The organism is Nocardia sp. NPDC023733 (assembly GCF_040639775.1).
Lineage (GTDB): Bacteria > Actinomycetota > Actinomycetes > Mycobacteriales > Mycobacteriaceae > Nocardia > Nocardia rosealba.
The window spans coordinates 954,507-967,927 of record NZ_JBFAAN010000001.1; the positions used below are offsets into that span (position 1 = coordinate 954,507).

General features: G+C 67.4%; 8 protein-coding genes. 3 read left to right on the forward strand and 5 right to left on the reverse strand.

Features of this window, described 5'->3' with window-relative positions; all coding sequences use genetic code 11:
- Positions 1-8 precede the first annotated feature (8 nt).
- Genes AB0F86_RS04345 through AB0F86_RS04355 form a run of 3 tightly spaced genes read right to left on the reverse strand, consistent with a single transcriptional unit; the run spans position 9 to position 8,443 of the window.
- Complete coding sequence (locus tag AB0F86_RS04345; RefSeq protein ID WP_356981929.1) at positions 9-7,415, reverse strand: putative T7SS-secreted protein; 7,407 nt, start codon at positions 7,413-7,415, stop codon at positions 9-11.
- Between the two features lie 3 nt (positions 7,416-7,418).
- Positions 7,419-8,039, reverse strand: a complete 621-nt coding sequence (locus tag AB0F86_RS04350; RefSeq protein WP_181696444.1) for a hypothetical protein — start codon at positions 8,037-8,039, stop codon at positions 7,419-7,421.
- Positions 8,036-8,443, reverse strand: coding sequence for an SseB family protein (locus tag AB0F86_RS04355; RefSeq protein ID WP_225282367.1), 408 nt, complete (start codon positions 8,441-8,443; stop codon positions 8,036-8,038). Before AB0F86_RS04355 ends, AB0F86_RS04350 begins: the two co-directional genes overlap by 4 nt.
- A gap of 256 nt (positions 8,444-8,699) precedes the next feature.
- Here AB0F86_RS04355 and AB0F86_RS04360 point away from each other — a divergent pair, with 256 nt between their 5' ends.
- On the forward strand, positions 8,700-8,834 hold the full coding sequence (locus AB0F86_RS04360; RefSeq protein WP_255675624.1) for a hypothetical protein: 135 nt from the start codon (positions 8,700-8,702) through the stop codon (positions 8,832-8,834).
- Positions 8,834-9,961 carry a putative sulfate exporter family transporter gene (locus AB0F86_RS04365; RefSeq protein ID WP_356981932.1) on the forward strand — a complete coding sequence of 376 codons (1,128 nt, stop codon included), beginning with the start codon at positions 8,834-8,836 and terminating at the stop codon, positions 9,959-9,961. The genes AB0F86_RS04360 and AB0F86_RS04365 overlap by 1 nt, the downstream gene beginning before the upstream one ends.
- A 105-nt stretch (positions 9,962-10,066) precedes the next feature.
- Here the strand turns inward: AB0F86_RS04365 and AB0F86_RS04370 are convergent, their stop codons facing one another.
- Positions 10,067-10,915 carry a helix-turn-helix domain-containing protein gene (locus tag AB0F86_RS04370; protein WP_356981934.1) on the reverse strand — a complete coding sequence of 283 codons (849 nt, stop codon included), beginning with the start codon at positions 10,913-10,915 and terminating at the stop codon, positions 10,067-10,069.
- Positions 10,916-11,009: 94 nt separating this feature from the next.
- Here AB0F86_RS04370 and AB0F86_RS04375 point away from each other — a divergent pair, with 94 nt between their 5' ends.
- On the forward strand, positions 11,010-12,230 hold the full coding sequence (locus tag AB0F86_RS04375; RefSeq protein WP_356981936.1) for a cytochrome P450: 1,221 nt from the start codon (positions 11,010-11,012) through the stop codon (positions 12,228-12,230).
- Between the two features lie 270 nt (positions 12,231-12,500).
- Here the strand turns inward: AB0F86_RS04375 and AB0F86_RS04380 are convergent, their stop codons facing one another.
- Complete coding sequence (locus AB0F86_RS04380; protein ID WP_225282371.1) at positions 12,501-13,412, reverse strand: RecB family exonuclease; 912 nt, start codon at positions 13,410-13,412, stop codon at positions 12,501-12,503.
- Positions 13,413-13,421: the final 9 nt, after the last annotated feature.

Consider the following 13,421-nt stretch of genomic DNA (forward strand, 5'->3'; position numbering starts at 1 on the left):
CCTGTCTGCTATTCGTGATACGCTCGATAGTCTTTGAGTTGAATCTTGTGATCTTTTCGTTCGAACGTATTCCCGCCGCGATTGTCGAAATCGATATCGAGATCCCGGAATATGTTGCCCTTGGCATCGATCAATCGCACGGTTCCGTCAACAGTTTCGGGTGTTTCGGCACCGGGTGGATCGGTCTCGAAGTATATGCGTGCTTCTCGACCGGGACGTGACGTCGGCCAATCAGCAATAGCGTTCTCCAGCACACGGAATTGTCGTTGATTGAATACCCGCTCTTGCGCGAACAGATTGACCAGCCCCCTGTCCAGGGTGGTTCGGTAGCTGGACCCATGCCCGCCATCGTAGTTCAGTCCTGTGCCCGTCGGGTCGATGCCCTCACGACCGGTGTTGGTAGCAGCCGTACTTTCAGCGCTGTCCTTGTCGCGGTCGACCCTGTCTCCTCGCGAGAAGTCGTGGCGGATCACACCTTCGGTGGAGACGTGGCGGCCGTTATGAGACTCGGTGCGCACCACGTTGTCGCCGACTTGGGATCGCGAGACCGATCGGACGTCACCGTTCGCATCCCGGGGAAATATGACGTGTTGTTCGTGGCGTAGGGCTCTGAAGGTGCCACCGCCACGCGAGGGGTATTCGACTGAGCGTGGATGGTAATCGCGAACAACTGTGTGGTTCGGTGGGTCTCCGTAGATCGTGTCGGTGTACCGGGTGCCGGAATCGGTTGTTCCGTTGACAATTCGCGTCGGGGGGCCGTCCGGCACGGGGAGCGGATAGTCATCGGGGCGAAGCGTGCCACGCGTATTCGCGTGGTCGGGATTGGTGGGGTCCAGTTCGGGTCCGTCGACGACCCGTCGTGGCGGGGTGATCCGGTCGCGAACCGCATCGCGGCGGTCGCCGAACGGGTCTTGATGGCCTCGTGGGGTGTTGGTAGTCGTCGGGCCTGTGTCGCTCGATCCCGGACGCGTAGTGCCCGCGTCGGCGTTCGGATCGGGAACTGTATCCGGTGTGGTACGGGGTTGCCCTGTGTCGGCGGTCGGTCGCGTGGGTGTGGGGTCCGGCGGGTTGACGGTGTTGGGATCGGGCGTGTCGTCGTCGGACGAATCGCTGTCGCACGAGTCCGGGATGAGGCCGAGGGGGTCGCGCCAGGTGAGGGGGTTGTGGGGGTAGGTGTGGGGGTTGGGGGCGGGGGTGAGGCCGAGGGGGTCTCGGGTGAGGTAGCGGGCGGTGTCGGGGTCGTAGACGCGATGGAGGTTGTAGTGGAGGTCGGATTCGGGGTCGTGGAATTGGCCGGGGAATCGGAGGGGGGTGGTTGAGGTGCCATGCCAGGTTGTTTTGCCCCAGAGGGTGGTTTCGGCGGTGGCGGTGGTTTCGGCGGTGGCGGGGTCGATGAGCTCGGTGGGGGTGCCGGCGAGGTCGGTGATGATCGCACGGAACTCGGAGGTGGCCGGGTCTTCGACGGATTGGGTGAGTGGGGTGTGGGTGCCGGGGTGGTACTCCCAGCGGGTTGTGCTGGTGGCGGTGGTGGCCTCGATCAGGTGGGTGTCGTCCCAGGTGTAGTCGGTGCGGTCGAGGACGGTGCCGTCGGTGGCGCGGTGTTGTTTGGTGGTGCGGCGGCCGAGGGCGTCGTAGGTGTAGCGCCACCACTGCCGATCGGGGGTGTAGACGTCGGTGAGCTGGTCGAAGCTGTTGTAGCGGTAGTGCCAGGTGCGTGCGCCGGTGGTTTTGCGGATGAGGCGACCGGCGGGGTCGTGGTGGTATTCGGTGTCGCTGTCGCGGACCAGCAGGTTGTCGCGGTATTCGCGGGCGGTGCCGGTGATGTTGCCGAGCGGGTCGTAGCCGTAGCGCTCGGTGAGGTGATCGTTGCGGGCGACGGTGGTGACACGGCCGCGGACATCGAGGGTGTAGTCGTGGTGCGTGACCGGGATGTTCGGGCGGCTGACAGCGTGGGCGGTGAGGTATCCGTCTGCGCGATAAAGGAATTCGTCGCGGCGGAGGTGGCGCGGCGCGGGTCGTGCGGGCCGGTCGAGATCGAGGGACACGAGCCGGGTGGGGAAGCCGATGACCTCCTGGCCGACGAGCTGTCCGCGCGCGCTGACAGCGCGGTCGACCGCGATCTCGCCGGTGCGCCAGCGGGTGAGGTGCCCGGCGAGGTTGTACTCGAAACTGACGTCGTGGTCGCCGACGCCGAGCCGATCGACGCGTCCGGTCAGGTCGTGATGCCAGGTGGTTTCGACCCCGGTCGGGCTGGTGCGGGCGATCCGGCGCGCATGCTGGTCGTAGCCGAATCGCATCGGCGGCCGGTTGTCGATCTGCTCGGATTCGATCAAACCCGTTGCACCGTAGGTGTATTCGATGACGTGATGGTGCTTGTCACCGTTGCCGGTGCTCGCAGTGAGCACCCGGCCCGCGGGGTCGTGGGTGTAGCGGACCCAGTCGCCGTCGTCGGTGGTGATCTCGGTGCACCTGCCGAGAACGTCGTAGCGGTGGTGGCGGCTGATCCCGGTCGCCGGAGTGACGGTGGTGACTCGACCCGCGGAATCCCACGTGTACGTGGTTCGTGTTGCGCTGTAATCGGTTTCGGCGACGAGGCGGCCCGCGTGGTCGTATTCGTAGGTCCAGGTCTGGCCGAGCGGATTGTGCACCGCGGTGAGGCGACGTTCGGAATCCCACTCGTAGCGGGTGAGCGATCCGTCGGGATCGCGACGTGACCGCAGGAGGTCGAACGCGCCGTAGGAGTAGGTGGTGACGCCCCCGGCTGGATCGGTGTGGGCGACGATATTGCCTTCGCCGTCGTAGGCCCACGACTCGGCCCGGTTGTCGGGATCGGTTCTGCGCAGCAGGTTTCCGGCGGGCGACCACTCGTAGGTGGTCACCGCGCCGGTGGGGTCGACGGTTCGGATCGGGCGCCCCGCGGCGTCACGGTCGATGCGGGTCGTCGCGCCGAACGGATCGATCAGGACGATCGGCAGACCGGCGGCGTCGGTGTGGATGGTGGTGCGTGCGCCGTCGACCAGCACGCTCGCCAGCGCGCCCGAGGGATGGTAGGTGAACTCGGTGCGGGAACCGGCGGGATCGACAGCGGCGGTCAGATCGCCGTTGTCGGACCATTCCCGACAGTGCACCGAACCGTCGGCGGTGGTGATGGTGCTCGGGCGGTGGCGCCAGACGTAGTCGTACTCGAGCGAAACACCATCCGGGCGAACGATTTCCACCGGGTCGCCCGCGCCGTTGTAGCGGTAGGTGGTTGTCGTGGCCGGGTCGGGACCGGTGACGGTCAGTGGTTTGCGTTCGGCGTTGTAGTCGGTGTGGAAATTGGCGCCGTCGGGGGTGACCCGATCGCGCAATTGCAACTCGCGGTCGAACCCGTGGGTGGTGACGGCGCCGAGGGAGTCGGTGACGGCGGTGAGTCTGCCCGCACCCCCGGGGAAATCCACATAGGCGAAGTCGCAGTTCAGGATGTCCGCGGTGCCGCGCTGATGGACCACACGACCGGCATCGTCGTAGGTGTTGACCATCTGGTTGCCGTTCGAATCGGTCCACGAGGTCATCCGGTGCTCGGCGTCGTAGGTGTACCGGGTCGTCGCCGAGTCGGCATTGGTGACCGAGGTCAACAACCCTGCCGTATAACCGAATTCGCGCACAGGTAGCCCGTGCTCGCCGTCGGTGAGCAACACCAGACCGGTGACACGGCCGCGCGCGGACTGGACGCGTACCCGGTAACCGCCGGAGTGCGACACCTCGACCGGCACCCCGTCGGCGTCGTAATGGAACCGGATGCGGTTGTGGTGACGGTCCGTGATCGCCGAAACCGCGAAGTTTCCGAGCTCGACATCGAGATTGTCGAGGTGGGCTTCCGGGGCGAAATGCCAGATCAGCTCGCGGCGTTGATCCCACACGCGGTAACCGCCCGCGTCGGTGCGGGTCAGCGTCCAGGACTGGCCGTCGGTGAGCGGCCGCACCGGTTCACCCACCTCCGCGTGCGGGTAGGCGAGCATGATGCCCTCGTCGCCGAGGAACGTGACACCGTCCTCCGACACGACGACGCGAGCATCGAGGGTCGACGACCACGACGGCCCGAACCACCGCCCGAAACGGTAGTTCGAATGATGCGAACGGCGCAGCACCAGCGGCAGCACCCCCGGCAACTCCAGATCCGTTTCCGGCAGCAGGAATTCGCCGGTGCTGATATCGACGGGGTCGGTGGAACAGGTCTTCTGATCGGGGGTGCGATCGTGCTCGGCCCCGGACTTACGCGCTTGGTCGTGAGCATCGTGGTCGGCGTCCGCCCGGTCTTTCGCGGTCGGAGCGTCGGCGTCCGGGTCGCGGTCCTTGCTGGTCTCCTGGTCGCGATCGGGAGTTCGATCGGTGGTGGTATCCGAGTCACGGTCGGGTGATCGGTCGGTGGGGGCGTCGTGGTCCGAACGGCGATCGTCGCGGTCCGGTGTGTGATCCGTGGTCGAGGCGCGGTGTGGGTCGGGAGTGCGATCGGCCGGGGCGTTCGGATCGCGGTCCGGGGTTCGCTCGGTGGTGTTCGGATCGCGATCAGGGGTGCGGTCGGTGGTGGTATCCGAGTCCCGTTCAGGCGATCGGTCGATCGGGGTGTCGCGGTCTGAACCACGGTCGGTTTGCACGTCGCGGTCCGGTGTGCGATCTGTTGGCGAGGCGCGGTGTGGGTCCGGAGTGCGATCGGTCGGGATGTTCGGATCGCCGCCCGGAGTCCGGTCGGTGGGTGCATCGCGACCTGGGCTGCGGTCGGTGGGTAGGTCGCGGTCCGAGGCGGGTGGGCGGGTGGGGGCGTCCGAATCGCGGTCTGGCTGTAGGCGGGAGGAGGTGACGGGAGTGTTTTCGGGCGCGCGGTCCCTCGGTGTTGCGTCGGGATGGTGCGTTGGGTTCGTGCCCTGATCGACGGGACGACTCGGTCCTCGGTCGGGAATGCCGGTGGGAGAGTGCGGGCGAGCCGGCTGGGCGGTGTGAGCGCGCGATGTGTCGGGGCGACTGGCGGTGACCGGTGAGTTCCCGTTCGGGCGGGCCGACGGGTCGGGGGAGACGCCCGCACGTGGGGGGTCCAGGGTCGGTCGTGACGGGGTTGGTGAATCAGGTTGTCGGTGTGCGGATGTCGTATCGGGCCGGGTCGGTGACTGTGGGGTGTGGGTTGGGCTCGGCGGGGTGGATTGGGGGCGTGCGGGTGTCGTGTCGGGGGTGCGGGGGCTCGGGCCCGCGTCCGCGTGGGTGGCAGGGCCTGGTTGCCAGAGGGGGGAGGAGGTGGCGGAATTCGATGTCTGTGCGGCCGGGGCGGTCGTCGTGTTCGGGTTGGCCGAGGCCGGTGAGGTGTCGGCAGTATGCGGAGGGCGGGTAGCCGCAGTGTCCGGGGAGGAACTGGTACTCGAAGGGTGGTCGGCGTCGTTGCGGTCGATCGATCGGCCGTCTGGTTCCGTGCGCGACGTGGTGCCGGAAGCCGGGTGTCCGTCGGTTCGCGTGTGGGGGGTGTCGGGAGTAGCGCTGGGCGAACTCGGATTGTGTTGAGTGGATTCAGGTTCCGAGCGTTGTGTCGCCGTGTCTGCGGTGGGATCGGTGCGCCGCGCCGGATCGCCGTCCTGCTGGTCGGAGCGTGAGGTGGGTGTATCCGTCTGCGGGGTAGGTTCTGCGCGCTGGGTCGGCGAGTCGGCGGACGCGGGAACCGTGCGCTGAGCCGAACTGTCGTCCTGCTGGTCGGTACGCGAGGTCGGTGTGTTGTCGGTCTGTTGCGTCGGCGTCGTATCGGCCTGGTGGGTCGAGGCCGGTTCTGTGCGTTGTGTCGGTGACTGGTCGGTGTGGGTCGGGGAGGGCTCTGCCCGCTGGGTCGGGGCGGACGTGTCGGGGTTCGTGGTTCCGGCAGCTTCGGGGCGCGGTTCCGTGCGGCTTGTCGGCGGCTCGGGGTCGGGGGTGTGTTCCGGGGTGTGGGTGGGCGCCACTTCGGGGGTGGGCTCGGGATCGCGGGTGGCGCCCGGGTTTTCGGCGGCCGGGGCCGGCTCGTCCTGCTGCGTTCGTGGTGCCGGCTCGGCCTGGCGCGGCTCGGTGTTCTCGGGCGCGCTCGAGTGCCCACCGCCGGTGTCCTCGGTGCGCTGAGTGGGGGCCTCGCGCTGTGGGCCCGCCTCGACGGGCCGCGCCTCAGCGGGTGAGGACCCCCGGTCGTTCTGCGGCAGACCCGCACCCTCAGGCGGCGTGGTCTGCCCTGGCGGGTCGGCGTCTCGGGTCGGGCTCGGGGTTTCCGGGGCCCGAGTCGGAGTCGGGTTCGGGTCGACGCTATTGCCCGACACGCGCCTGCCCGCGTCGGCGCCGCGTTTGAGCGCGGAGATCGCCGTCTTCACACTGCCACCACCACCGGTCGCGGCCGTGAGGATGAGGTCGGGGGCCAGCGACCCGGCGAATTCGAACGGGTTGGCCCTTGCCTCTTTGAGGATGGCGTCGACCGCCGCACCCGGATCGGCTACGGCGACAACGAGTCCGGTTCCCAGATCGGACAACCCTTTGGCGTAGTCGGCGGGATGGGTGATGTTGTAGATATCGGTCGGATTCACCTGGCGCACCAATTGCACCATTCCGGTGATAGCGGTGAGGAATCCGGCGGTGAAATTCAGGGCAGCGTGGTCGAGCACCCCTTTGAGGTCGGAAATATTCGCGATCCACCGCTCACTGAACGGCGGTTCCTTCGGCGCCCGCTCGGTAGCTGTCTCGATCGCGCCGACCGCGATCGACGCGCCGTTGTCACGCTGCACCCGTGCGCCGCGCAGGATTTCGCGCGCCTCGTTGCGAATGGTCGTCCAGGTATCGATGAGCGGATTCGCCTGTTGCTGCTCGCCGGTCAGACCGTTCCACCAGGTTTTCTGCCGACGTTCTTCGGCGTCGGCCGCTTTCCAGCGGTCGATGGCGGTCTGGGCCTTGTCCTGGGCGGCCTTCACCTCGTTCTGCCAGGCCTTCAGTGCCTCGGCCGCGGCCGCCATCGCGTCGGCGCCGTCGAACCAGAGTTTCGGCTGTTTGTCGTAGACGGCATTGAACGCGTCGGCGCCCTTACCGGTCCATTCGGTGGCATCGATCTTCTGCAGTGCCTGACCGGTCGATTCGATCGCCTCGGCCATCTTCGTCAATGTCTCGGCGGCGGAACCGATTTCGGACGGCTCGCCCAGGATCAGCTCTTTGGGGTCCTCGGTCCGGCCCAGCTCTTCCTCTTCGACATCGCCGCCGGTCGCGGAGGCGATGTTGTCGCCGAGATCGTCGAGCGCATTACCGAATTTCTCCAGCCCGACGTGTTTGGCTGCGTCACCGACCACATCCAGGCCGTCGTCGATGATCTGGCCCGCACCCTCGACGACATTCTCGACACCGTCTTCGATCGCGCTGCCGACTTTGTCGATGAAATCGCCGATCCCCACGGACTACTGGCCCCCCTGCTCCTTCTTCATGATCTCCGCGGCTCGCTCGGCCGCACCGGTATTCCAGCCGGGAGTTTCACCGGTGAGTAGGCTGCCGGTCACCGGACTGATATTCGCGTACGCCTGCGGTCCGACCGCCTCGATGACCTTCATATTGGTCTGAATGTGCTGGCCGGCGTCCTGAAAGGACTTCACGCTGTAATCGGCGTTGCGAATGTGGTTGAACGAATTGTCGGCGAACGTCTCACCCCAGGAACGCTTGGTGATCTCCTCACCCGACAGATGTGGATTGCCCGCCATATGCGTCCACATCGTCTTCAGCGTGTCCTCGGACTTGGTTTCCATCTCGTCGTAGCGGCCCGCCGCCAATCCCAGTGTGCGGGCGATCGAGTTGCCCGCCTGCACCAATGCGCGCACACCCCACGACCACCGCTCGGTGAATTCCTCGAAGGTCTTCTGTACCGTCTGTTTGCCCGCCTCGAGCGTGGACATCGTGAGCAGCGCGAATCCCCGGCCCATATTGCCGGTCTCGCCGATCCCCATCTCCGACAGCTGACCGATGGTGTCGTCGATGCCCGTCGCGGCCTGTTGCAGCACCGCGGGGTCGACTTTCAATGTGGTCATCGCATGCCCCCGTCTGTCGCGTGTTCGGTGAGATCAGGTGGAAACGCCATCGGCGCGGAACCGACGATGTCGATTGCTATTCCGGCGGGTTCGTCGCGCGTATCCAGGTAGTCGCGCAGGCGCCGCCCGAAAATCCAGTGGTAGCGGTAGTCCTTGTCCTGGTCGGCGGCATTGTCGAGGCGATCGCGCGCGGCGACGAACCGGGCGTATTCCTCGACGCTGGTGAACGCGCACAACCAGTCGACACCACCGAGCGGCAGGAAGAAGACCCGGTTCTCGGCGGTGAGCGGAACCAACAGGGCGGCCTGCCGAAACGCGGCGAGCAACGCATCCGGCTGCCCGAAGCCCGCGTAGAAGGCTGCTATTTCGGCGTGGAGGCGTTCCCTGCCGTCGCCATCGGTCATCCGACGCAACCTCCCCCGCACCCCGTTCTTCACTCTCGAACGGCAGTGTACGCGAATGACGGCCGTCGTAGGGAGTCCCGGAATCCAGGGGTCTGTCGCACAATTCGCGCGATTCCGTCGGAGACGGGGGTGAATGCCGAGGTCGTGAGCTCGGCGGTCGATCGGTCGAGATCGGTTCAGGGTGAGTGTAATCGGTGTGTGCGAGCGGGTGGCGCGGTTAGTTTGCGGTTCTCGATGAGGAACGCAAGGAGTCACAGTGTCGCAAGCAGAGACCGAGCCGCGGCCGGGTAGTGCTTTCAGGTGGAACGAGGATTGGGCGGCGACCGTTGTCGGTCTCCTGCTGATCGGTCTCGTGCTGGTGGGGGCGATTCCCGATTGGCTGGTGCCGTGATGGCGGAGGTGAAGACCACATCCGAAACCGCGGCGGTGCAGGGGAATACGCGCGCAACTTCTACCGATATCGCCGCCGGGGTGCTCCTTGTGCTCGTGCTCGGCGCGCTGACGCGATTCTTCGACACGCAGGTGCCGCAGTGGGCAGCCGACACGCCGTTGAAGCGAGTGGCAAAGACCATCGAGTACCCGGTGTACGCCATCGCGATCGGCCTGATCGGGAACGTGGTGCTCGGCAAACTCGGTCTGCGCGACCGGCTTTCGGCCGGATTCCGCACGGAGTTCTTCATCAAGACCGGCGTGGTGCTGCTCGGTGCCTCCGTCAATCTGAAGATTCTGGTGACGGCGGCGGCGCCCGCGATCGTGCAGGCGCTGGCCTTGATCACCATCGTTTTCGGATTCACCTGGTGGTTCGGTGGGGTACTCGGGCTCGACGACAAACTGCGCGCCCTGCTGTCGTCCGCGGTGTCGATCTGCGGGGTGAGCGCGGCTATCGCGGCGGCCGGGGCGGTGCAGGCGCGGCGTGAACAGATCGCGTACGCGGCCTCGCTGGTCATCATCTTCGCGCTGCCGTCGATCTTCCTGCTGCCCTGGCTCGCTGACCTTCTCGGGCTTTCCGATGCGGTCGCGGGTGCGTGGATCGGCGGCAATATCGACACCACGGCGGCGGTGGCCGCCGCCGGTGCGCTCGCGGGTGAGGAATCGTTGCAGATCGCGACGATCGTCAAGACGACACAGAACGCGCTGATCGGACTCGTCGCGATCGCGCTCACCGCCTGGTTCGCGTTCCGGGTGGACCGCACGCCGGGTGCCGCGCGCCCGAGCCTCGGTGAATTCTGGGCGAGGTTCCCGAAATTCGTGCTCGGGTTCGTCGCCGCGTCGATCATCGGCACCCTGTACCTGCAATCGGTCGACAAGAAGACCGGTGCCGCGCATATCGCGATCGTCAACGACCTGCGGACCTGGTTCCTGATCCTGGCCTTCGTGTCCATCGGCCTGGAATTCTCGCTGCGCGGATTGCGCGAGGCCGGGTGGCGGCCGATCGCCGTCTTCGGTTCGGCGGTGCTGGTGAACCTTGCCGCCGGACTCGGCCTTTCGGTGCTGCTGTTCCGTGACTTCGCGGTCTGACGTGGACGAACGCCTGCTCGCGCGGCGGGCACCGGATGGGGCCGCACCCACCGGCAGCGCCGAGCCCGTCGGCGGCTGAGTGGGGCGCCAGGGTGCTCTGCGCGGTCAGGTCGCGGCGCCGAGCTTCTGGGCGCAGGCGAGCAGTTCTGTGCGGTACAACTCGCGGTCGCCACGGGAGACCGCCGGATGCAGGGGCCCGATCTGCAGTTCCCAGCGCGGCACCTCGTCACGATCGAACACCGGTGCCGCGAGGTAGGCGATGGGTAACGGTGCCGCCGCGGCGAGGTCGGGGGCGGTGTGGGGGTAGCCGCTGAGGTCGCCGAGCAGGCCGAGGACGCGACGGCGTAGTGGTCCGGAAGCCGGTGAATGTGCCAGGTGGCCTGCTACTTCGGCGAGGACATCGAGGGTGGCGAGGTCGGCGGGGTCGATGCCCCAGACCGCGAGTCCGGCGGAGCGGATCTCGGCGAGCGCGGTGGTCAGTTCATCGCGTCGGCCGGGGTCGGCGGTGGCCAGCCACGCGCGCTGCCGTTCCGGGGCGCAGAACGCGATGACACTCGCGCCTGCGGGAGCGCGCAGCGGCACGCGGGCGCCGACCTCGATCCCGGCGGGCACCCGGCCGTGATGGGCGGCCAGGCCGACGAAAGTCATCGAGGTCGACGAGACCACCGCCAGCGCGGCGCCACACCCGACCCGGCGGGCCAGCTCGCGCAACGCGGCGTCCGCGCCTGCGGGTGCGGCTGCCCGGTGTGCGGTGGGGAACGCGGGCCCGAGCCGGTAGGTCAGGTCGCGAGAACGCAGCGCCCAGCCACGCGACTCCAATGTGGTGAGGACGGCGGCGACCGTCGACCGGCTCAGTGCGAGCCGGTCGGCGACGCTCGCGGCGGTGAGTGGTGCCTCGGCGGCGAGTAGCTCGACGACGGAGACGACCCGATCGGTCGGTGGTGACGCGGTCACGCATTCCCTCTTGTTCTTCCCGACGCGGTCGTCTACCGTCCGCGTGCCGAAAATCCGATTCGACGACACGAATATTCGTGTCCGGAGGAATGTTATGCCCGCCTCGTCGCTCCTGGACCACCTCGACATCACCGACATCGACTTCGCCTTCCAGGACACGCCCGACCTGCACCGTGTGCTGGCCGACCTGCGGGCCCGCCGGCCGTACGCGATCGTCCCCTTCGCGGGGACGCGTGCGGTGCTGCTGCTCACCCATGACCTGGTGTCGGCGGCCTTCAAGGACGAGGAGACCTTCCCGGCGCAGGCGGTGTACTCGCTCACCACCGAACCGGTGCTCGGCCGCACCTTGCAGTGCATGACCGGCGACGAACACCGGGTGAACCGGGCCATCGTCGCCCCACCGTTCCGGCGCAGCCTGGTGAGCGGCTGGATCGAACCGCTCCTCGCGCCGGTCGCCCACGAGGTGATCGACCGCTTCGCTCATCTCGGCGCTGCCGACCTGGTGGCCGAATTCACCACGCGCTACCCGGTTCTCGTGATCAGCAGATTGCTCGGTCTGCCCGTCGGCGACGAGGCGACGGTGTTGCGCTGGGCGCACGACCTGTTCTATTTCCCGCTCGATCCCGCTGCCGCACACCGGGCTTCGCGAGAGTTCGCCGACCATGTGCTGCCGATCATCGCGGCCCGTCGCGAGGAGCCCGGTGCGGACCTGATCTCGAAGCTGGTCACCGAGAGCGTCGAGGGAACCACCTTGTCCGACGATCAGATACTCGCCTTCCTACGGCTGCTGTTCCCGGCGGGCGCCGACACCACCATGCTGGCTCTGGGAAATACGTTGTCCGCCTTGTTGACTCATCCGGACCAGCTCGCCCTGGTCACGGCCGATCCGGCGGACCAGGCAGAGTGGGCGATCTGGGAGGGATTGCGCTGGGAACCACCGGTCGGACTGCTGCCTCGCGCCTGCCCGAGGGACACCCACTGGCAGGGTCTCGACATTCCCGCCCTCACCCCGATGTTGTTCGCCGTCAACGCCGCTCACCGTGACCCGGCGAAATACCCCGCGCCACACGAGTTCGACATCTCCCGCCGCGCCACCACCATGCTCTCGTTCGGACAGGGCCCACACAGTTGTCTCGGCAGCTGGCTGGCGCTGGCCGAACTCCGCACCGCCCTGATCGCTCTGCTCACCCGCCTGCCCGATCTGCGGCTCGCCGATGCAGCGGCGGCCGAGGACGCCACCGTGACCAGCCAGGTGGGCACCGCGCTCCGCGGCCCCACTGCCCTGCGCGTCCGCTGGAACCGAGCGGCTTCCTGACCTGCGACATCCTGGCGCGTAGGCTGAACCTTGGTTTTGTCCGGACAACAACGGATCGGGGCGAACACATGTCGAACAAGGACGAACACGAAGAGAAGATCGAAAAGGAACAGGTCGAGCGCGAGGAAGAACGCCGCAGGCTGGAAGAAGAAGAGGAACGCCGCCTGCGTTGAATTCAGCCGAACCGTGACCTGAGCCAACCAACTGTGCCCTCGGGCCTGAGAGGAAAGCGGGCTCGAGGATCTTCGGTGGCGCGATCGTCGAGCAGGATCAGACGTCTTCGGGGGTGCGGACCAGCGGAAGGCCGAGGTCGACGTCGGTGGTGGCGGCGTCTCGGGTCGGCCAGCCGGGGTATGGGGGTGGGGTGCCGCCGAATTCCGGGCACAGGGCGTGGAAGTCGCAGTAGCGGCACATCGAATTGCGTTGGGGTGGGAAGTCGCCCGTGCGGCCCGCGTCGAGGATGGCTTGCCACAGGGCGGTGAGGATGCGGGCGAAGCGGTCGAGTTCTTCGCGGTCGGGGGTGTAGGTGAGCAGTACCTTGTCGGCGAGGTAGATCAGGCGTAGCTGTGCGGGGAGGATGCCGCGGGTGCGCAGGATGACCAGGGCGTAGAACTTGAGCTGGAACAGGGCGCGGGCCTCGTGCTGGGGGCCGGGCGCGCGGCCGGTCTTGTAGTCGACCACGCGCAGCAGACCGTTGGGCGCCACGTCTATGCGGTCGACGAAGCCGCGCAGCGGGATCTCACCGTCCAGGTCGACCTCCACCCGCTCCTCCAGGCCGTCCGGATCGAAACGGGTGGGGTCCTCGAGCTCGTAGTACCCGGCGACCAGGCGGCGCACCTCCTCGAACAGCGCCTCCGGACCGCCCGCCGCCACCAGCTCGTCGAGCCCCTCCCGGCCCGCCCGCACCCGCTCCCACGCGCCGGGAACCAGCTCGGCCGCCCGGTCGGGCCCACGCTCGGCCGCGGGTAACCCGAACAGGTCCTCGAGCACCGCGTGCACCACCGTGCCGCGAACGGCCGCGCGCGTGGGTGGTTCCGGTACCCGATCGATCGCCCGCAACCGGTACTTCAACGGGCACTGCTTGAAATCGGCTGCGCGCGAAGGAGACAACGCCGGACGTGACCGGGTGACCGGTTCGGCAGAGGTCTCGTCGGCGATCGACGCGGACAGGGGCACTGACATGTTCGCCAC

What these genes read in the sequence shown, in the direction of transcription:
- AB0F86_RS04350 (WP_181696444.1), bottom strand. Translation starts at nt 8,039, where the DNA reads ATGACCACATTGAAAGTCGACCCCGCGGTGCTGCAACAGGCCGCGACG.
- AB0F86_RS04355 (WP_225282367.1), bottom strand. Translation starts at nt 8,443, where the DNA reads ATGACCGATGGCGACGGCAGGGAACGCCTCCACGCCGAAATAGCAGCC.
- AB0F86_RS04365 (WP_356981932.1), top strand. Translation starts at nt 8,834, where the DNA reads ATGGCGGAGGTGAAGACCACATCCGAAACCGCGGCGGTGCAGGGGAAT.
- AB0F86_RS04375 (WP_356981936.1), top strand. Translation starts at nt 11,010, where the DNA reads ATGCCCGCCTCGTCGCTCCTGGACCACCTCGACATCACCGACATCGAC.
- AB0F86_RS04380 (WP_225282371.1), bottom strand. Translation starts at nt 13,412, where the DNA reads ATGTCAGTGCCCCTGTCCGCGTCGATCGCCGACGAGACCTCTGCCGAA.